Consider the following 20,019-nt stretch of genomic DNA (forward strand, 5'->3'; position numbering starts at 1 on the left):
CACTCGCTTTTGACTAAAAATCATTCAAAACTGTCATCATAACAGTTTTGAGTTGAAATGTCTGCAAAGCTCTATTCTATGCGCTTTGCGGTCAATATCAGTTTGCTGTGAGAAAAGGTCTGTTCTCATAAAAATCAATTTGTGTTTCGGAAATTGTTTCAGAGCGGTCAAAAACTTATGCAAAAACAGGTCGATTTGCTTAATGGATACTGCTCCCACATTTTTATGAAGAAAGGATGATTTTTATTGACAAAAAGAATCGAAATTGAGTTCAAAAGCAGCGTCGAGATAATGAACACTCCGATGAAAAAGAGACGCTTCATCGTTGATGAAATGATCTATCCCGGGCTTCATGTACTGTCAGGTGATCCGAAGATAGGTAAATCGTGGATGATGATGGATATGTGTCTTGCGATTGCCAAAGGTGAAAAGTTTCTCGGACGCAAAACAGAACAAGGTCATGTGGTGTACATGGCACTTGAAGATACGTCTGATAATTTGCAGACGCGAATGTATGAGCTGACAGATGAGCCGACGGATAATCTGCAATACGTTTTGCTCGTCAACACTCTCGGTAACGGTCTCGAAGATGATCTGCGCAAGTGCAAGGAGACATTCGCAGACCTGAAGCTGATAGTCATTGATACTCTGCAAAAGGTGCGCGAAACTGTTGACATGAAGTACGGCAGTGATTACAAGGACGTATCAACGCTGAAATCTATTGCTGACGAGTTAGGCATCGCAATTATTCTTGTTCATCACAACCGAAAACAGCAGGACTCCAATCCGAACAACATGATACTTGGCACGAATGGTATCCCGGGTGCAGCAGATGGTCTGCTCGTTCTCACGCACAAGTCAGACAGCAAGAATGCAGTACTGAACATCAGTGGTCGCGGAGCACCGTCACTCGACATAAATGTTATCAGGGACGGAGCAAAGTGGAAGCTGCTTGACAAGCCGCCAGAGGACAAGCCTGATAACTTCCCGTCTGTGATACATGATTTTATGCTGGAGCAAAAAGAGTTCCGCGGAAGTGCGTCTGAGCTGTGCGAACTCTTATGCAAAAAGTTTCCCTCAGAGGAATTCAAAAACAACTGGATGTATCGCGAACTATTGCAGCACGATGAAGAAGTTCACTCGCTCGGTATCAGCTATGGCAAAACAAAAAGTAACGGCACTCGCAGTATCTGTGTCCGTTACGAAGCTGATAGGGACAGCAGTGGCAGTAAATTACTGTACCCTGAAAGTGGTGCCCCTGCCGTCCCTGAAACGTCTTCAAACGCTGATATATCTTCGCAAACCGTTACTCCTTCTGCCAGTGATGTTAAAACAATTGCTGTCCCTGTTGGTGATAAACTTATTGAATGGGCAGCCAACAGGATAACAGAAAAGTTAGCGGAGCAAGGTATTGAAGTCGAGCCGTTTCAGCCTTGAGGCACAAAAACACCCATTTTTGCCGCAGCAGTCCGAATCGGGGAGTTATCCCACCTGCGGCGGTGAAAGCGATTGTCGCGCAACGTCGAGCGAGTGTGGCGATACTGCACAGATACTAATGGCAGAGGGAAAAGTGGCGGTACCCGAAAAAATCAACCCTTTTGGGTTGGCAAGCATAGCAGCTGGCATTCCGCCTGCCGCCTTTGCTTGTCGGGCAGAAGCCCGAACCCATTTACGGCGAGCCGCCGCTCCCAATTGTGCCTCCGCATAGTCCCTACGGACAGGAAGTACAATTGTCGGCACGCCGAAACATTTTACAAAACGGAAGAAAAGGAGGGATTCTATGAGACGGAGAAACACAACCATAGCGATACGCTGCACAGAGGAAGAAAGCAGGCGTATCCATGAGCTCGCCGAGCGGCACGGCTTGAAGCTGAATGACTTCGTAATGCGGTGCGCTCTTGGCAAGAAAATCGTTGTCGCCAACGGCATCGATGAGATAGTCCGGCAGCAGAAAGCTATCGGACGTAACCTCAACCAGATAGCTACACTGGCAAATATGGACAGGCTGACCGTCGTGAATTTCCAGCCGCTCCTCGATGAGCACATGAAGGTCACGGAGCTGATAGGTCAGCTTCTGAGGGAGGTGAAGTAGTGGCGACGGTCACTGCGATAAGCACGAAAGGCGGTGGCGGCGGCAAGAAGAGTCTGGAATACATCTGCCGCGATGACAAGACCGAGAATAAAAAGTTCGTGACGGCTCTCAACTGTTCGCTGCCGACTGCCTATCAGGAGTTCAAAAACACAAGGGAAATGTACAACAAGACTGACGGAGTGAAATACTATCATTTCGTTCAGTCGCACCCAAGTGGCTACAAGATAGAGCCGTCACTTGCTCATAAGATAGCTGTTGAGTTTGCGGAGCGAACCTTCCCCGGTCACGAAGTTGTAGTGGCAACTCACACTGATGTCGACCATATACATGCGCACTTCATACTTAAGGAAGTATCAATCAGATGTGCTGAAGGCGCAAGAAATCATGGCTTACTTAATATATCAACAGATGATTTCTTTGATATTGATATGGCTCTGCCGGCAGATCTTGAAGAACAGCGTAAAATTGCTGGCTTTCTCTCTAATATTGACAAAGTGATAGCGCAATCCGAAGCAGAAGTGCGAAACCTCGAACGGCAGAAGAAAGCAGCTATGCAGAAAATTTTTTCGCAAGAAATCCGCTTTAGGCATGATAACGGTACGGAATATCCCGAGTGGGAAGAAAGAGAATTAGCGTATTGTTTCGAAGAAAGGGATACTAAGCAAGTTCCTACCGAAGAAGCTCCCTAAGCCTTAAAGAACTGATACCTCATTGGTACACTACTTTTAATCCGTCTACCGTAACCAATCCTGAGATTGCTAAATACTTATTCCGCCTTAACACTCTTGGTTATATTAATTCAAGGCCATTAGTAACCGTAATTCTATCAAAATCGACTATATCCGATGCCGACAGAATTGAATGCCTAAAACTGATCGAGCGCTTTAACTTCTTACATTACAGGCTTAACGGATATTTTGCGACATATAGTAATAGTACCTTTTATAACCTCGCTCGCGACCTTTATTACAATAAAATAGGCCTCGATGAAGTTCTAGAAGTTATCAGCAGAATCGACTTCCTGTCTGATAATAATGTTGTTACGTCGCACGGTATTATAGATAAATTCGAAAAGCTATCTAAACGAGACGGCTTTTATAGTTGGGAAAGTCTCAAATTTCTTCTTTACATTTATGACCTAAGCCTTACCAAGACAGACTCTGAGAAAAAGATTAATCCGGACGAGTACTTCAAACAGGAGCCTAAGGATCATTGCTCAATCGAACATATCTATCCGCAAAAAGGCACTGATAAGTATTGGTCGGACAGATTTGATAAGTATTCGCCGAATGAAAGGAAGCGACTTAATGGCAGTCTTGGAAATGGCTAATGGCTGCCTACTGAGTCGCTATTAGAAAGTGAGCAATGATGAAAGGTAGGAACGAAAAAAGAAAAGCATCCCTAAAAATAGGGATGCTTTTCACTAACGTCAAATGAGATATATCTCCATTGTGACGTCTAAATATGGTGCGGATAACAGGACTTGAACCTGCATGTTCTTGCGAACATATGGACCTGAACCATACGCGTCTGCCAATTCCGCCATATCCGCATAATGTCTGACAAATTTTACACGGCTCAGACTGACCGAGGCGGACTGTATAACCAGTAACTCCGCAGTACCATAATATTTTATCACAAATTGAAACGTTTGTCAAGTGTTTTTTGAAAAAAGTCTTGTATCTTTTATTTAAACAATATCCCCACTTATCAAGAAGTGGGGGTACTTTGTTTTTCAACAGCATAAGCATCAATAATATACCATTGTAATATGGAAGAATGGCAGAGAGGAACACTTATTGGTTATATTAACTAATTATTATATTCCGAATAAAATACACTGGCTTTTTTTCTGGAATTATGGTATAATGTAAAAGTATTTATTATACAGGCAGCGTGAACATAAACGACGTTCCCTTGCCGACCTCGCTTTCGGCCCATATCTTGCCGCCGTGGGACTCGATTATGAACTTGCATATATAAAGTCCCAGACCCGTGCCTGTTTCGGAGTGTTTTCCCTTGTAGTAACGCTCCCAGATATGGGGCATATCCTCTTCGGAGATACCGCTTCCCGTATCCATTACGGTCACTTTTATGAAGTTTTCTTCCTCTTCTGCCTTGATAAGTATTGTACCGTTTTTGGTATGCTTCAGAGCGTTGGAAACAAGATTCACGAACACACGCTGCAATCTTGAGCTGTCAGCATTTACCTTTGGCAATTCAATGGGGATACGTATTGCGAGCCTGTTGTTGTTCTTGTTAAGCACAGCAAAATAGGTCTCAACGGTCTCGCGCACAAGGCTGTCTATATCGCAGGGAGCAGGCTCCAGAACCATTCGGCCTTCCTCAATTCGGGTAGCGTCAAGTATCTGCGTTACCATAAGAGCCATGCGGTTGGCTTCCGAGGAGATGCGTTTCAGCTTTTCATGTACGGCAGCCGTATCGCAGCCGCTTACAAGCTCCATTTCTGCATTCTGAGCATATCCCGACATGGTAGCAAGAGGAGTTTTCAGCTCATGGGAAGCGTCCGAGAGGAAGGTTGTCTTCATCTCGTTGACCTTCACCAGCATATCATGCTCGGAAACAATAGGATCTGACAGCTTCTTTGAGAGAATGACTGAGATCACGATAAACAGTATCAGCACTCCCGCAATTACTGCGACCATGATATAAATTGATCTCTGGAAGAGTCCGTTCATTTCACCTAAAAGAGAGTCAGTCTGCTCAGCTGCGATCTGATTGATGAGACCTTTATAATAATTCTGGTTGAACATGATTATGCCGTAGCAAATATCGGGATAAAGAACATTGTAGTTGTTCAGATGATCCCATGCGCATACAAAGCCCTGACCTTCCATAGTATATGTTCCCATGCAGTTTTCAGTATATTGTTCAAGTTCAGACTGAAAGCTGCCTCCTTGATAGTGAGCGGAGGGCTCTTTTGCATATTCAATATTAATGGTTTCAACAGCTTCCTGAATAATACGGTCACACTCGGGCTCGGAAGGTATGCTGTGGAATTCACCGTTAGAATAAGTAAAGCCAATAACATCGTTGCCCTTATTTGAAGCATCTATATTGAAAAAATCCATCATATGTGTTTCAAGGACGAGCTCCTGATCTATATCGGGTATATCCTGCAAAGAGCCGAGGACTGTACATATGTTGGTTCCGAAGCTTTCAAGAGACAGCTGTAGGTTTCCAAGGGTGACCTGATAGAAACCGTGAGCAGTAGTATCAACGGTTTTGCTTGCGATCTTGGACGTATGCGAAGTGACTATATTAGTCGAGCTTTTATATACGATATCAAAGACAGAAACAAATATTATCATTATAGTAATAAGGCATATCAGCAGAACACTAAGGAGCCGTCTTCGCAAAGCGCGGCTTTTGGAGATTTCCTTTTTCATTTTATCACTCCTTTATGGTGTTGAATACATTATACCATATTTTTTTCAATAAGTGAACAGAATTACGAAATTGTAATCACAGGGGGAAAACATTATGTCACACATATTATTAGTAGAAGACGATTCAGACATCATGCGTATCAACAGAACATTCCTTGAAAACGAAGGCTATACCGTACACTGTGCGGATTCGGTGCAGACCGCATCGTTTATGCTGGAGGAGTGCGTTCCCGACCTTGTGCTCCTTGACGTTATGCTGCCCGACGGCGACGGAATGGACTTCTGCAAGATATTGCGGCAGAAAACACAGGCTCCTGTGATATTCCTCACAGCCCGTGACGAGAACGACAGCGTTATTATGGGCTTCCGCAGCGGCGGCGACGACTACATAACAAAGCCCTACGACCTTAATGTATTAAAGGCGCGTATAGAAGCGCAGCTCCGCCGCAATGTAAAGCAGTCTCCTCAGCACCCGAAGATAGAGCTTCCCGAACTTACAGTTGATCTTTTTGCTGGAACTGCCACCCTTGACGGAAATGAATACTCACTGCCCCAGCGTGAATTGCAGATACTCTATATGCTCGCCTCACAGATAGGCTCGCGTATAAGCTATCATGATATATACAAGACCATTTACGGCTGTGATGTGGAGGATAGCAAAAACACCATAAGGGTAAATATTTCCCGTTTGAAAAAGCATCTGAATATGGACGATATGAGCACATACGAGATAGCTGCCACTTCTGAGGGCGAGTACGTTCTCAGGCGAGTCATATTCTGAAAAATGTTTTCCGATTACAAATTTGTAATTTTGCAACATGTTCTCTGCCTGCAATGCTATAATGGCATTGCAGGCAGAGAACATAATTACTTTGAAAAGGAGAATAATTATGAAAAAGACTTTTATTATTATCGCAATGACAGGTATACTCGTTGCAATGACAGGCTGCGGAAATACAGGCGATACAAGATCCGAGAATCCGATTCCTACAAAAGCAGCTGTAACGACTACCGCAGCAGCTTCTGCTTCGGAAAATACATCGACCACTGCTGCAAAGACTGACAATAAAAAAGCCGAAAACAGCGAAGGCAGCACAACAGCTGCATCCGATGAAAACACAGGGGCTTCACCTGTGACAAAGACTGATTATATGCAGATAGCAGGTGTATGGTATGAGGAAAACGTCCTCGATACCCGTGCGCTTACCATTGACGGTGACGGAACATACAGGCTCGCATATCGCGGCGGCGGAAGCGAATACGGCAATATCGAGATAGAGCGTCAGGTGCTCGGCGACGACGATGTCACAAATATCTGGTACTGCTTCTATAGAGCGGACGGTACTCTGTGGGAGAGCTTCCGTCTTACAGCCCGTGAAAATATGTCTCCTGCACTGGTTTCGGGATTTGACAGCAGCTCATCAGTATTCGGATTAGCCGACGGTGACGCAACAGGAGAGCCTGACGCTACCTTAGCAGCAGTCAAGAGATTCATGGGTAACTGGAGCTGCGGAAGATGCTATATCAGTATCAGCAACAATTGTGACGGGACATACAGAGCAGAAGTAAAGTGGAGCTCCAGTGCGGCAGAGGGCAGCATATGGACATACATCTGTACATACGACGCTGAGAATGACGCCCTTGTATGCAACGGTACGGGAGTAAACGTGCATTATTTATATACCGAGGAAGGTCAGAGCACAAATACGGAAATTTATAATAACGGCAGCGCCATGTTCTACACCGATAATGACGCAAATCTCCTGTGGCACGACTACTATGGAAATGTGGCTGACGGAATGTTATTCACAAGCTGCTGAAAAAGCGATTACAAATTTGTAATTCCGCACACAACTCCGAAATAATGTGCTATTATATAATCACAGTAAAGGCACAACGCCGAAACAAAGATATTTTTAAGGAATGAGGTTATCATTATGAAAAAAATGATTTCTTGTCTGGCAATACTTACAATGTTAGCTTCTATGGTATCATGCGGAAGCACAGAAAGCGGCGGGACATCTGACAATACAGTTCCCACAAAGGCAGCTGTGACAACAACTGCAGCAGAAACATCAAAAGATGAAAAGACAACAACAGCTGCAAAGGTGGCAGAAAAGTCAAAGGATACCACAAAAAACGATACATCTGCTAATGATGAAACAAACAGCACTCTCGTTCTGAAAGAGGAAGACCGATTATTCGGCGCATATGTTGATACTCAGGGGGACGTTCTCAACCTCAGAAACGAGCCTTTCCCCACAGCAGATATAATCGCTGCAATCCCCGACAAAACTCAGATAGATATTTACTCATGCGGAAAAGCCGGTTGGTACTGCACAAGCTATAACGGCAAATCGGGTTATGTAAGCGCAGACTATATCAAGGAGATACAAGATTATGAGCCGCAGGAAAATACACAGGAATTAATTACTGACATAAGCGAGCTTGTGGGACAGTGGAAGTATCAAATAGCTCCCGAAGGTAAGAATATTACAGCGGGAGCAACTGACAACGGCACTGTCGATATAAAATCAGACGGCACATACATCTATACCGATCTTGACGGCAATACTCATTCAGGCACGGTAAAGGTGGATTATGATACATTAGGCGGAGATTACAGAGTTCCGTTCTTTGCATTCTATGAGGGCGATCAGTTCTTTATCGGCTGCTATTGTCACGAAAGCCATTCCGATGTGTATATGACAGGCAACGGCGGTATGTCTCAGATAGTCAGAATAAAGTAAAAACAGCATTTCAGCTTATATTCCTTAAAAGGGACAGTCTGTGACCGTTCCTTTTTTGTATACGCGATTACAGTATTGTAATTAAATTACAATACTGTAATTCTGCGCACATGACCGAAAAACTATGCTATTATATAATCACAGTAAAGGCAAAGCGCCGAAACAAAACAATTTTAAAAAGGAATGAGGTAGTTTTTATGAAAAAAATGATTTCTTGTCTCGCAGTTCTTGCAATGCTCGCAGCAGCACCCACAGCAGCAGTTTATGCAGCAGACACCGCAGCCGTATCAGTCGCAGCAGAGACTTCTTATGATGAAACAGACATCAGGAACATTGTTGGTCAGTGGAGGTATCAGCTTGCTGCTGAAAACAAAAACGTGGACGTCTGCGCAGTTGATAACGGTATTATAACAGTAAATGAAGACGGCACATACACATATACAGACCTTGACGGCAATACTCATTCGGGTACTGTAAAGGTGGATTATGATACATTCGGGGGAGAGTACAGAGTTCCGTTCTTTGCATTCTATGAGGGGGATAAGTTCTTTATCGGCTGCTACTGTCAGCAGAACAACCCCAATGCATATCTCATCGGAAACGGCGGAATGGAGCAGCTCTTATCAGTAAACGCTGACTTTTCCGCAATAGCAGGCGAATGGGAAGAACTGAACGGAGACGGCAGAGTTTTTGATATCAGCGCAAACGGTACCTATACCGTGACATATCCCAATAACTCAACAGAGCAGGGCTTTATCAAGATCGGAAACGAGATGCTAAGCGAAAACAGCGACGGCAAATGGTACAATTTCTATAATGCAAGCGGAATGGCATGGATAGGCTTCCCAAAGACTGACGACGGAACAGTCAATGAATTGAAGGCAGGAGATTTCACTCTCAGACGCAGAAACGCCGATACAAATGCTGATGCTCATCAGGAGCAGGCAGAAGGCGGAAAGACTGATAGCAAGAACGAGAGTGTATCATTTGATAAAGAGGATAAGACTAAGGGTGCTATAAGAGTTATGGAAAACTTCAATGTAATTATGGCATTAACCGGTGCAAGTCCTGCTTATACTACCGATGACGGAAAAGTAAATGGTTATGTAAAGGTAACTGACAGCCGTTTTAATTCTGTAGCTGATCTATATGCATTTACTGCAGATAATTTCACAGGTGAAGCAAAAGAAGTTTTTATCAGATACATTGATGGCTATTTCATTGAGAAGGACGGTTCACTCTATGTACAATTCATACCGCGTTCTTTCTATCAGTTCCATACAGAGAACGGTGTTACCATTACAGATCCTGCTATGGACTACTGCACAGCTACAGCCAATAAGGGCGATCAACTCTTCGGTGTTGGCAGAGCCAAACTCAAATGCGAAAGCGGCAAATGGCATATCGAAAGCTATGAATTCGGCGATTTCTATGAAACCGAAAGACATGATGTTTCAGAGATAGCAGGCACATGGGACGAAGTTGATACACTTTATCCAAGACAGCTTGTTATAAGAAACGACGGTTCATTTACTCTTGTTTTCGTTGACGGAAGAGTAATGTACGGTACTGTTAAAGTTGAAGATATCGGCTATCCTAATGGCAGCAGACAGACATGGTTCAATCTCTATGACGAAAATGATGCGTTCTATACAGGCTTTGAAGCAACTTCACTGACACCTCTCAATGACCTCTACACAGGTCAGGACGGTTCAGAACATTTTGTCCGCTATATAGAGCCCGAGCACAAATATTCAAAAGATGAGCTTCAGAAAATGGCAGCAAAGGATTATGAAGAAAAAACAGGCATCAAACCTGCCGATACCCATTCAATGACTAACGCAGGCGGTTCCGTAACTGTTGTATTCACAGATGAAAATGGCGAAGATTTTGACGCATATACAGTTGATCCTGATACAGGCGTCGGTGAGAAATTCTCCGACGGCAGCGCAGTCAATCTCCCACAGACAGGCGTTAATTCAATTGCACTTGCAGGCACTTTAGCAGGCGCCGCCGCTGTTGCGCTTCTTGGTGTGGGTGCGGTTATCGCATCGGGAAAGCTCCGCAGGAAAGAAGAGGAATAATAATACAAGATATATATCGCAGTTGATCTATTACAGCACATATAAACAAAAACGGTCTCACACAATCGTGAGACCGATATTTTTTACACTATCATAGCGCAAGCTGAACCATACGCGTCTGCCAATTCCGCCATATCCGCATAATGTCTGATAAATTCTACACGGCTCAGACTGACCGAGGCGGACTGTATAACCGGCAGCTCCGCAGTACCATAGTATCTTATCGCAAATTGAAGCATTTGTCCAGTGCTTTTTTAAAAAGTATTGTCATTTTTTTGCTTTTATTAGTATCAGGATATATAATGATCATGGAAAGAAAAATAAAGCATTAGAATGTTGACATAAATATGTTCATTAATTGCAATAAAATTAAAAATAAAAAATAAATATTTTTGCTTCGAGATTTGATCGCTTTAAGTTGTATAATAAGTAAAGAAAGAGTTGAACTTGATCTTTGAAAAAGGAGTTTAATATGGATAACGGTGCAAGTAGTTACATCCGTTTCCTAAATGGTGATAAGAGTGGTTTTGTTGATATTGTAAAGGATCACAAAGACGGATTGACTTTGTTTATCAATACAATAATAAAAGATATCCATATATCCGAAGAAGCTGCAAATGAAGTCTTTTTGAAGTTATACGTGAAAAAGCCAAATTATAAAAGTCAGTACTCTTTCAAAACATGGCTTTATACTATCGGGAAGAACACGGCTATCAATTATCTGAAAAAATTCAAAAGAACAGATTATTCCAATATAGAGGACTGCTGCTATATTTCGGACGAAAAAGATATTGAAATGGATTACATAAAAGGAGAACAAAAACTTCTTATTCATCAGGCACTCAAGGCTTTAAAGGCTGAATATGCACAGATATTATATCTTATTTATTTTGGAGAATTATCCAATACGGAAGCTGCTAAGATCATGGGCAAGTCGTCCAAGCAGATCTCCGATCTAATATACTGTGCAAAAAAAGCCTTAAAAACTGAGCTGGAGAGGAGGGGAAAAGATGGACAAATATGAAAAATGTGCGGCAGGTCTAATGGAACTTGGCGACAAGATCTTAGAAAATAAAAAGCGTAGAAATATGCTCATAAGACGGGTATCATTGGGCTGCGCAAGTGCATTTGCTGCTGTAATTGTCGGATTTTTCGCGTGGAAGTCAACTCCGCCCAAAACAGATATCTCTTCTGACAACGTAATATCCGAAAGTACTGCGGCAGCTGCTTCAACATATGCAGATACCACTTCTCCCCAAACGACTGCTCCGAAAACTTCAAGCAGCAAAACTACTGCAAAGACGCAGACCACAGCCCGTACAGGAACGAATACCGCCCGTGCAGCGGTGACAGCGGCACAGGCAAGAACAACAGCGCTGACGGTTACTGCGGCGGCGGAAACAACGACCATAACCGAATATGAAGAAGGAAGTGTTACTATGAAAAAAATGATAGCTTATTTAGCTGCTATGGGAATAGCAACTACCGCAAATCCAACAGGCGTATATGCTGAAAACCCAAATAAAATAAGATTCTCTTGGGACGAGATCAACTATTTCAGTTTACAGAAAGATAAGAACTGGAAATATGATATGAATAATGACGGTGATTTTGATATTGAAGATATCTTTGAATTAAAGCTCTATTCAGAACATGTTTGGCACTACTGGCAGGAATACCGCGAAGATCAGTCGAAATATACGGATATGTATAAGTATTATGACGAGCAGACCTTCAAGCAGGTAAAAAAGATAATGCATAACGAAGATCTCATATTTGATATACTGCCTTTTGATATCACAAGTGTAAACCTAACAGCAAGGTATTACCTCTACTTGAACGGCGAATATCCTACAATTGATGAAATAAGGGAGACACTGAGTAATTATGACTTTATGACTGTTGACGGTCCTGACCATGTAGAGGAGTTTATCGAATACATGGAAAAGCTCAGAAGCGAAGTTAAGACCTATGAGGATAAGGACTATACAGAGGCGCAGCTTGACTGTTTCAGACGACTTGACAGCGGCGAGACCGAAAAGGACGTAAACGGTGACGGTGAATTCAATTATTTCGACGTTTATGATATTCTCGGATATGTGATAAATGCTGAAATGATTGCAAGGAATATGTCTATCGAGCGTGACGGCATCCCAATGTCCGACGACCTTAATAAAAGAGTTGAGCAATACGGTGATATGGACCTTGACGGAGAGATAGACGGTGATGATCTCTCATATCTGGCTCTTTACCTTGATAAGATGAATCTAAAGCCGCTTCCCATTACTGACCATTTAAAGGTGATGAAAACCTATACGGTCAGCGGTGCAAAAGAGTTCAATGAAGAGATGAACAAGTATAATGCTTTGAATTACACCCTCGGTGACGTTGATAACAGCGGCGCGGTAAACGCCATAGACGCATCATTAGTTCTTGACTACTATTCCAGAGTTTCCACAGGTAAGAGCGAAAGCCTTGACGATACACAGAAAAAGGCGGCAGATGCCGATAAAGACGGCAGCATAAACGCCGTTGACGCTTCGCTGATACTTTCCTACTATGTCTATACATCAACAGCCAACGGTGCAGTTGAGCCCTTTGAGACATTCATGAACATGTAAAAATGAAAGCCCACTCATTTGAGTGGGCTTTCAGTATCGACTATGAAATTTCGTCTTCTTTTTTATAATTAATATTTCTGAACAGATAGTATTCATCAGTATCGGGAGTTCTGACTGCAACTGCTTCTTCTTCGCTGACATCAGCTATTCTGCAAACAGGCAACTTATATACGGTCGGAAGTGTTTCGTCAGGCTTCATTACCTGAACATTATATGCGAAAATAAAGCCGTTTATCAAGTCTCCGGAGATGATCTCATTCTGTTTTTCATAGAAAATAGGATCATTATTATCATTGATCACAAGAGTTGCCGTTGAATCCATGAAAAAGCTATTTAGGTTAGTTATTGTTGTAACATCAGTAGTTGAAATAGTAACAGTTGCAGAAGCAGGATAAGTTACTAACTGTGTTGACTTTACGGTTTGTGTGACATTCGCAGCACCCTCAGTCGTAGTAACCGTGACTTCTGGTGCAGTAGCTGCTGATGTAGTTTGAACATTATCAGCGGTCGTTTGAATATGAACGGTAGTTTGAAGCACTTTTGTTGTTTGAGGAACTTTTGTGGTTTGAAGAACGGCTTCTGTTCTGATCGCATTTGAAGTCGTTACAGTAGTTTGTGTGGCTGGTTTAGTTTTGGTCGTTATTATTGCAGTTTGAGTTGTTGTTTGTTTTATCACATTTGAAGTAGTTGTCTCAGTTGTGGCAGGTTCGGTTGCGGAAATCATTTCGGAGCCGTGGAAATTATCATTGGGCATTTTCATGGAGGAAGAAAAGTGCCATACCCCGACGCAAACTATTACTGCTGCGCATAGTCCGGATACAGCATAAGAAATATGACGTATCTTAGCGGCTCTTTTTTTTGCGCTGTTCTAATATCTTGTCGCCGTTTTCAAATATTCGCTCAGCGACCTTCAAGGTCATTTTATCATATTTCCTCATATCTGAAGCCCTCCCTTTCCAAAATATTTCGCAAAGACTCCTTTGAGCGATAGAGAAGATTCCTTATTTGTCTTTCCGATCTGCCCATTATTTTTGCCGTTTCAGTGTTGCTGAAATTTTCAAAATATATAAGATACAGCACCTGTCTGTAATCATCATTCAGCTTTTCCAATGCTCTGAGGAGCTGTTTTTTGTCCTCGCTTTTGATATAATTCTGCTCTATATCGTCCCTGTCCGAAACATCATACATATCGTCAACAGGTACTTCGCCAAGCTTTGACGCTTTTCTGATATAGTCAACAGCCGTATTTCTTCCTATGGAATAAAGCCACGATTTGAACGAGGATTTACCCGAGAATTTAGGTCTGTCCACATAGAGCTTGAGCAGAGTATCCTCCGCAAGCTCTTCGGCAAGGCAGAAATCGCCTGTAATACTGTTCAGAAACAGAACGAGACCTCTGCGGTAGTCCTCTATTATATCAATAAGAGCATTTTTATCACCATCAAGGAAACGGCGGTAGCTACTTGCACCGTTATCCATATTAAACTCCTTTCGCAGACGTGCTTTCTGCACCTGTTTGGGTTTAGTGATATGTCTCTTCATATATAAGTCGTAAAAAACACGAAAATGTCTCACCTAAATTATAAATTTTCCGAAATTTATTGTCAACAAACATTTTCTGAATTTTTTTTAAAAAGGGTGAGACAAAATGCGTTTTTTTACGACTTATTAGTGAAAGCAAAAATCAAACTTAATAATTTCCTAAAAGGAGGTCATATTATGAAAAAGAAGATAATGTCAATAATTGCAGCTGCGGCTGCAATAGCAAGTGGTTCTACGCTTTGTACAAATGCTGTTTATACTGAAAGAATGACTCCCACAGACCACACGGATTATCTCAAAATCGACTTCATGTCAAACGAAAAACAGGATTTCTATATCCATACAGGAGACAAAAAAGATCCTAAAAATCCGTATTATTACAATATACTTGTGGAGGAAAAATACAGTGATAGAGTATTCATTGGTATGCCAAGGGAGGAAACAGATCCAAGGAAAGGCTCTACCATGGAAACGAAGGACGAGGTTTCCGAGCGCATCAATTTGCTGTTCGAAGACTTTGTTACCGAAAGCGGCAATAAGGTAACAGTTTGCAGGAACTCATTCAATGAAACTTACGGATATTATGTAACTCCTTATGACGATGAAAAGCCCGGCGCAGTTCTTGATCTGACAGCTAATGACGCCCGAAGAATAAAGGATATACTTATCAAAGGTGGCATTACGGCTGATATGATCTACTCCACTGATGTTAACAGTCCGCACAAGGGGTATACATACCTTACTCTGATGAAATATCCGTCCAGTGTTTATACAGAAAGAACAGCTGGATTGTCAGGAGAGGCAAGAACTGCTGTATATAGTGAAATTAAAGCAGAGGCAGTATCCGCACTTGAAAAATACATTGAAGATAATGACTTGGATTTCACTCTGACTACTTCTGGTGAAAATGTGATGGAAATAAGCCTTAAACCTAATTATGAAATATCATTTGAAGATCACCTTGCAGTCCTTAAAGATATACACGACAAGACCGATATTGGAGTGATCACCATACTTGAAGTTTCTGCGGCAGGCGAGAAATTCGGCGGTATCGACCTTATGAATGCTGTTGACGGTGACTCCAACTGCGACGAGCAAATGGATATGGCAGACGTTGTATTTATTATGCAGGCTCTTGCAAATCCCGACAAGTATCAGCTTTCTGAGCAGGGAAGCTTCAACGCAGACCTTGACGGCAACGGTATAACTGTAGGCGACGCTCAGGCGATACAGGAAAAGCTCCTCGGAATTGAATGAATATAGGTATAGTTTGAAAGAAAGCTCCGCATTGCGGAGCTTTCTTAATTTACATCAGCCTTGACAAAAGTTCATAAATTGTTTACAATATTTTCTGCTCACAGGGTGCTCGTAAAACGTTAATCATTATGAAGGGAGGTCACAGCGTGTCAGAAGAAATAAAAGAACAGTACGAAAAAATATTCCGATATTGCTTTTTTAAAGTACATGACCGTGAAGCTGCGGAAGATATCACGCAGGAGACATTCCTTCGATTCCTTGAAAGTCCCAATTATACGGACATGAATAAGGAGCTCAGGTACCTGTACACAATTGCCGGCAATCTGTGTGCAGACCATTTTCGTAAAAGGCAGGCTGAGGAGCTCAGCGAAAATATCCCCGACGATTACGACCTTGAGGATTGTATCCTTACAAATGCAGCTCTCGGAAGCGCAATAAAGTCCTTGCCGCAGGAGGACAGGGAGCTCGTCGTACTCAGGTACATAAACGATGTGCCCGTAAGCGTGCTTGCGGAGCTCTACGGCATATCAAGGTTCAAAATGGGGCGCAGGATAAAATGTATCCTTGACGATCTCAGGAAAAGCTTCAAGGGATAGGAGGTGGCGGCTTGGACAGAAAATTGAAAAATGCTATTCGGGAGTCCTTTGTATTCCCCGAATCACAGCATAAGGAGGAATTTTTCAGACAGGTCGGAGCCACCTGCGCGGAAAAGCGGAAAAGGCGCTTTCCTGTGGCTTCACGGCTTGCTGCGGCAGCTGCCGCGTTACTTATAGGTATAGGCATTTACGGAGCATCAAGGCTTCGGACGGATTTTAACGGCGGCGGCACAGAGCCCGTAACTCAGCCCGTCACCGATACGACTGAGGACACCACGGCTCAGTCCACAGGGAATACTGCTGAGGTAACTACGGCGGCGTCAAGCTCGGCGGTATCAAAAACCACATCGTCAGGGACTGCGAAAACTACTGCAAAGGCGCAGACCACAGCTCCACCGAGGACGAATACCACCCGTGCGTCGGTGACAGCGGCGCAGGCGAGAACAACAGCGCCCACAGTTACTGCGGGGGTGGAAACAACAACTATATCCGAATATGAGGAAGGGAGTGTTACTATGAAAAAAATGATAGCTTTTTTATCTGCTATGGGAATAGCAACTACCGCAACTCCTACAGGCGTAAATGCTTCATACTCGAGCAGGTGTGAACGAATATTTACAGAGATGTACTATTATAGTTTTTGGCAGGAAGAAGGGTGGTATTACGATTTTAATGATGACGGCGAGTTTGATTTAAAGGACTTATTTGAAATTGAGCTTTATGCGGAGCATATGGACGAATGCAGGGAAAAATACGGCAAAGACACATCAAAATATAAAGAAATGTATGAGCTTTATGATGGAGAAGCAGCCAAGAATATAAAAATCGGTATTGCGATCAATCCACATGAGCAACAGAGTTTGCGTAAAAAGAAAGTTGAAGATATAGAGTATCTTTTTGTAAATGTTGGTATCGGAGGTGCAAATGATGTAGCAAGGTATTATCTCTATTTGCATGGCGAATATCCTACAAATGAGGAGATAAGAGAAGTATTAAGAGACTACGACTTTGTAACTATTGACGGACCTGACCATATTGACAAGTTCATTGAATATATGGAAGAGCTGAGAAATGAGATCGACAAACGTACAGATGATGAATATACAGAAGAACAGCTTGACTGTTTCAGACGTTTTGAAAGCGGAGAAGCTGAAAAGGATCTGAACGGCGACGGTAAGTTCGATTATTATGACAGCTATGACCTTTTGTATTACATTGTTTATCAAGTAGAAACAGCTAAGGGAATTGAAGATGCCGTGGACATACTGCCTGCTGAGGTGAGTGAAAGAATAAAGCAGTACGGCGATATCGACCTTAACGGCAAGGTAGATGAAGATGATTATTTAAATCAGCTGCTTTATCTTGATAAGAAAGGTCTTATACCAGTAAGTTATCACCAATATTATTATGAAAAAGTTAGAACAACACTTGAAAGGAAAAAGACATACCTTACAGGTGAATACGCTCTCGGTGACGTTGATAACAGCGGCGCAGTAAATGCCATAGACGCATCATTGGTCCTTGACTACTATTCAAGGGCTTCCACAGGTCAGAGCGAAAGCTTTGACGATGCACAGAAAAAGGCAGCAGACGCCGATAAAAACGGCAGCATAAACGCCGTTGACGCTTCGCTGATACTTTCCTACTACGTCTATACCTCAACAGCCAACGGCACAGTTGAGCCCTTTGAGACATTCATAAACAGCTAAACATGCAGCCGTGCAATTGCACGGCTGTTCCTTTTTGTGGTATAATAAGACAGGCTGCTGAATGACTTTTTGCAGCAATTGACACCTGCTTTTTGTTAACTCAAAAAATTTTTGAAAACAGGTGAGAATTTTCCGTGAAAAATGGTACTAATATAGTGAAAGGTAAAAAAATATCCCTTCATACCACATAAAAGGAGCTGATACTATGAAAAAATTTATGAGTTTATTACTTACAGCGGCTATGCTGTCGGGCAGTGCCGCAATGCCCTTTACAGCTATTGCTGCCGATACGGCTGCTGAGGAGCATAGCCTCGAAGCAAAGGAGACAAAGGTAAAACGCATGGACCTGACCGACTTCTTCGCCCTGCAATCCGATCCTACAGCTGTGTCTGTCAAGGATTATGAGGAGGCAACTCCCGACGATGTGTTCACGGAGCTCTGCGGCGGCGAATACGTAGGCGTTTGCAGCTACAATAAAGACTTTTTCATGCACACAGGCACAGATTTGAGAACGCTCATGGACGAAAACGGCAAGCTGCACACATTCTATATTTTATACCCCGAGGTAGTCGTTCAGATGCAAGGGAACTTTAAGCTCTCTATGGACAATATAAGCAATGCTCTTGCCAAGAAAGGCTATAAAGCGCCAAAGCTGGCTGCCGAGGAAAATCCCTACCGCTTATACGGCTGTACAACACAGGATGAGTTCGGTGCTCTGCTGGAAATACTGCAAGATCTCCATGAAGCAGGATCTGTAACAGGTCATCTGGCAATATACGAGGATACCATAAATTCTATATCTGCCGACGGCGGCATAAACATTGGACTGCCTTATGAAATGGACGAAAACAGCGAAAAATACAAGGAGCTCATAGAAGTCGCTTCTTCAGTTGGATATACAGTGGGAACTGCTGACAGCGCTGCACCAATAGGCGATTATCAGCTGTTCCTCCACGCAGATGATGCCGAGAACAGGACAAATCCCTACAAGCTTTTCAAGTACCTTGAGGATAACGGCTATCTTTATTCAACGTCTGTCATTTCCACCTGCCTTGCCCTGGTCGAGCCTATAGTTTATTTCTGCAATATTTCCTATCCTGTCACCGAATATGCCATGACACTCACTATCGTGGAAACACGCGGCGATACACTGATATTGAAGCCCGACGCTCCTTATCTGCAAAATATAGGCGACAGAATCAGCCTGCCTGCAATATGTCTTGATGACGGCGTGATACCGCCTGTCGGTACGAGACTTGAAGTCACCTACAGCGGCGGAATACTTGAGACCTACCCCGCACAGTTCGGCGGTATAAAAAAAGTCCGCGTGCTTTCGGAGCCTGCCAAGACCGTAAAGGGCGACGCTAATCTGGACGAACAGACGGATATGGCAGATGTAGTGCTCATCATGCAGGCTCTGGCAAATCCCGATAAGTACGGCGAAAACGGTCAAGCCTATATCCACCTCACCACATTCGGCAAGCTCAGCGCTGATATGAACGGCGACGGTCTGACAGTAGGCGATGCACAGGCAGTACAGGAGAAGCTTCTCGGAATTGATGAAGCTGAAAAAAGCTTCTCTGCGGCACTTCTCGGCATCGACGAGGGCAAGATAACAGGCGTTAAGGTAACATCTTCCCCTAAAGGCTATGACTACTCTTTCACAGGCGATAAGGCAAAGACTGTAGTGGATTACCTGTCAAACCTCAGCCTTTCATCGGAGCTCTCCGTAGCAGACCCGGGACAGCTCAACGGTATGTTATGGGTGATAGCTCTCGAATATGAGGACGGCGAAACGGTCACATTATATGATTCGGGAAGATTTATCCACTCCGAAAGCGGTCAGTGGTATGAAATGCCATATGAGGAAAGTGAGGGATTCAGCAGCCTTGTATGGGACTTAGGCAAATAAAGCATGAGAAAAGCTCCGCTTCTGCGGAGCTTTTCCTTATACTGTG

General features: G+C 43.1%; 17 protein-coding genes and 1 tRNA gene. 14 read left to right on the forward strand and 4 right to left on the reverse strand.

Annotation, left to right across the window (positions count from 1 at the left end):
* Nucleotides 1–246: 246 nt before the first annotated feature.
* The 4 genes from N774_RS0100520 (at nucleotide 247) to N774_RS20105 (ending at nucleotide 3,422) form a co-directional block, all read left to right on the forward strand.
* A complete protein-coding gene (locus tag N774_RS0100520) occupies nucleotides 247–1,437 on the forward strand; it encodes an AAA family ATPase (protein ID WP_024859358.1) in 1,191 nt (396 codons plus the stop codon).
* 343 nt (nucleotides 1,438–1,780) lie between these two features.
* Complete coding sequence (locus N774_RS16475; RefSeq protein ID WP_024859359.1) at nucleotides 1,781–2,092, forward strand: plasmid mobilization protein; 312 nt, start codon at nucleotides 1,781–1,783, stop codon at nucleotides 2,090–2,092.
* Entirely contained in the window at nucleotides 2,092–2,781 is a 690-nt protein-coding gene (locus N774_RS17835; protein ID WP_024859360.1) for a relaxase/mobilization nuclease domain-containing protein, read from the forward strand. Before N774_RS16475 ends, N774_RS17835 begins: the two co-directional genes overlap by 1 nt.
* 368 nt (nucleotides 2,782–3,149) lie before the next feature.
* Complete coding sequence (locus tag N774_RS20105; protein ID WP_431767937.1) at nucleotides 3,150–3,422, forward strand: GmrSD restriction endonuclease domain-containing protein; 273 nt, start codon at nucleotides 3,150–3,152, stop codon at nucleotides 3,420–3,422.
* 135 nt (nucleotides 3,423–3,557) lie between these two features.
* On the opposite strand, the gene N774_RS0100535 is transcribed toward N774_RS20105, so the two are convergent.
* Together N774_RS0100535 and N774_RS17840 are read right to left on the reverse strand one after the other, a co-directional pair.
* Nucleotides 3,558–3,644: transfer RNA gene (locus N774_RS0100535), tRNA-Leu, on the reverse strand.
* 331 nt (nucleotides 3,645–3,975) lie between these two features.
* Nucleotides 3,976–5,502 (reverse strand): sensor histidine kinase, encoded by a 1,527-nt coding sequence (locus N774_RS17840; RefSeq protein WP_024859361.1) that lies wholly within the window; start codon nucleotides 5,500–5,502, stop codon nucleotides 3,976–3,978.
* 94 nt (nucleotides 5,503–5,596) lie between these two features.
* Here N774_RS17840 and N774_RS0100545 point away from each other — a divergent pair, with 94 nt between their 5' ends.
* The 6 genes from N774_RS0100545 to N774_RS19665 all read left to right on the forward strand — a co-directional run bounded on the left by N774_RS0100545 (nucleotide 5,597) and on the right by N774_RS19665 (nucleotide 12,957).
* Entirely contained in the window at nucleotides 5,597–6,283 is a 687-nt protein-coding gene (locus tag N774_RS0100545; RefSeq protein WP_024859362.1) for a response regulator transcription factor, read from the forward strand.
* A 109-nt stretch (nucleotides 6,284–6,392) separates the two neighbouring features.
* Entirely contained in the window at nucleotides 6,393–7,322 is a 930-nt protein-coding gene (locus tag N774_RS0100550; protein ID WP_024859363.1) for a hypothetical protein, read from the forward strand.
* Nucleotides 7,323–7,439: 117 nt separating this feature from the next.
* Nucleotides 7,440–8,252 carry an SH3 domain-containing protein gene (locus N774_RS0100555; protein WP_024859364.1) on the forward strand — a complete coding sequence of 271 codons (813 nt, stop codon included), beginning with the start codon at nucleotides 7,440–7,442 and terminating at the stop codon, nucleotides 8,250–8,252.
* Nucleotides 8,253–8,449: 197 nt separating this feature from the next.
* Nucleotides 8,450–10,336, forward strand: a complete 1,887-nt coding sequence (locus N774_RS0100560; protein ID WP_024859365.1) for a hypothetical protein — start codon at nucleotides 8,450–8,452, stop codon at nucleotides 10,334–10,336.
* A gap of 472 nt (nucleotides 10,337–10,808) precedes the next feature.
* Nucleotides 10,809–11,360, forward strand: a complete 552-nt coding sequence (locus tag N774_RS0100565) for an RNA polymerase sigma factor (RefSeq protein WP_024859366.1) — start codon at nucleotides 10,809–10,811, stop codon at nucleotides 11,358–11,360.
* Nucleotides 11,347–12,957, forward strand: coding sequence for a dockerin type I domain-containing protein (locus tag N774_RS19665; RefSeq protein ID WP_024859367.1), 1,611 nt, complete (start codon nucleotides 11,347–11,349; stop codon nucleotides 12,955–12,957). Before N774_RS0100565 ends, N774_RS19665 begins: the two co-directional genes overlap by 14 nt.
* A 40-nt stretch (nucleotides 12,958–12,997) precedes the next feature.
* Here N774_RS19665 and N774_RS0100575 read toward each other — a convergent pair whose 3' ends face one another.
* Both N774_RS0100575 and N774_RS0100585 read right to left on the reverse strand, forming a co-directional pair.
* Nucleotides 12,998–13,717, reverse strand: coding sequence for a hypothetical protein (locus N774_RS0100575; RefSeq protein ID WP_024859368.1), 720 nt, complete (start codon nucleotides 13,715–13,717; stop codon nucleotides 12,998–13,000).
* 164 nt (nucleotides 13,718–13,881) lie between these two features.
* On the reverse strand, nucleotides 13,882–14,436 hold the full coding sequence (locus N774_RS0100585) for an RNA polymerase sigma factor (RefSeq protein WP_024859369.1): 555 nt from the start codon (nucleotides 14,434–14,436) through the stop codon (nucleotides 13,882–13,884).
* 240 nt (nucleotides 14,437–14,676) lie between these two features.
* Here N774_RS0100585 and N774_RS0100590 point away from each other — a divergent pair, with 240 nt between their 5' ends.
* From N774_RS0100590 to N774_RS0100605, 4 genes are all read left to right on the forward strand, one after another.
* Entirely contained in the window at nucleotides 14,677–15,756 is a 1,080-nt protein-coding gene (locus N774_RS0100590) for a hypothetical protein (protein WP_024859370.1), read from the forward strand.
* A gap of 146 nt (nucleotides 15,757–15,902) precedes the next feature.
* On the forward strand, nucleotides 15,903–16,352 hold the full coding sequence (locus N774_RS0100595; protein ID WP_024859371.1) for an RNA polymerase sigma factor: 450 nt from the start codon (nucleotides 15,903–15,905) through the stop codon (nucleotides 16,350–16,352).
* 11 nt (nucleotides 16,353–16,363) lie between these two features.
* Nucleotides 16,364–18,061 carry a dockerin type I domain-containing protein gene (locus N774_RS19670; RefSeq protein ID WP_024859372.1) on the forward strand — a complete coding sequence of 566 codons (1,698 nt, stop codon included), beginning with the start codon at nucleotides 16,364–16,366 and terminating at the stop codon, nucleotides 18,059–18,061.
* Between the two features lie 205 nt (nucleotides 18,062–18,266).
* Nucleotides 18,267–19,973 carry a hypothetical protein gene (locus N774_RS0100605; protein WP_024859373.1) on the forward strand — a complete coding sequence of 569 codons (1,707 nt, stop codon included), beginning with the start codon at nucleotides 18,267–18,269 and terminating at the stop codon, nucleotides 19,971–19,973.
* Nucleotides 19,974–20,019 lie beyond the last annotated feature (46 nt).

Source organism: Ruminococcus flavefaciens AE3010, assembly GCF_000526795.1.
GTDB lineage: Bacteria > Bacillota > Clostridia > Oscillospirales > Ruminococcaceae > Ruminococcus > Ruminococcus flavefaciens_D.

Bases quoted from the DNA above. Each gene is read 5' to 3' on its own strand.
- N774_RS0100555 (WP_024859364.1), top strand. From the start codon at position 7,440: ATGAAAAAAATGATTTCTTGTCTGGCAATACTTACAATGTTAGCTTCT.
- N774_RS16475 (WP_024859359.1), top strand. From the start codon at position 1,781: ATGAGACGGAGAAACACAACCATAGCGATACGCTGCACAGAGGAAGAA.
- N774_RS0100545 (WP_024859362.1), top strand. From the start codon at position 5,597: ATGTCACACATATTATTAGTAGAAGACGATTCAGACATCATGCGTATC.
- N774_RS0100560 (WP_024859365.1), top strand. From the start codon at position 8,450: ATGAAAAAAATGATTTCTTGTCTCGCAGTTCTTGCAATGCTCGCAGCA.
- N774_RS0100585 (WP_024859369.1), bottom strand. From the start codon at position 14,436: ATGGATAACGGTGCAAGTAGCTACCGCCGTTTCCTTGATGGTGATAAA.
- N774_RS0100575 (WP_024859368.1), bottom strand. From the start codon at position 13,717: ATGAAAATGCCCAATGATAATTTCCACGGCTCCGAAATGATTTCCGCA.
- N774_RS0100550 (WP_024859363.1), top strand. From the start codon at position 6,393: ATGAAAAAGACTTTTATTATTATCGCAATGACAGGTATACTCGTTGCA.
- N774_RS19665 (WP_024859367.1), top strand. From the start codon at position 11,347: ATGGACAAATATGAAAAATGTGCGGCAGGTCTAATGGAACTTGGCGAC.
- N774_RS0100590 (WP_024859370.1), top strand. From the start codon at position 14,677: ATGAAAAAGAAGATAATGTCAATAATTGCAGCTGCGGCTGCAATAGCA.
- N774_RS17840 (WP_024859361.1), bottom strand. From the start codon at position 5,502: ATGAAAAAGGAAATCTCCAAAAGCCGCGCTTTGCGAAGACGGCTCCTT.
- N774_RS0100565 (WP_024859366.1), top strand. From the start codon at position 10,809: ATGGATAACGGTGCAAGTAGTTACATCCGTTTCCTAAATGGTGATAAG.
- N774_RS0100605 (WP_024859373.1), top strand. From the start codon at position 18,267: ATGAAAAAATTTATGAGTTTATTACTTACAGCGGCTATGCTGTCGGGC.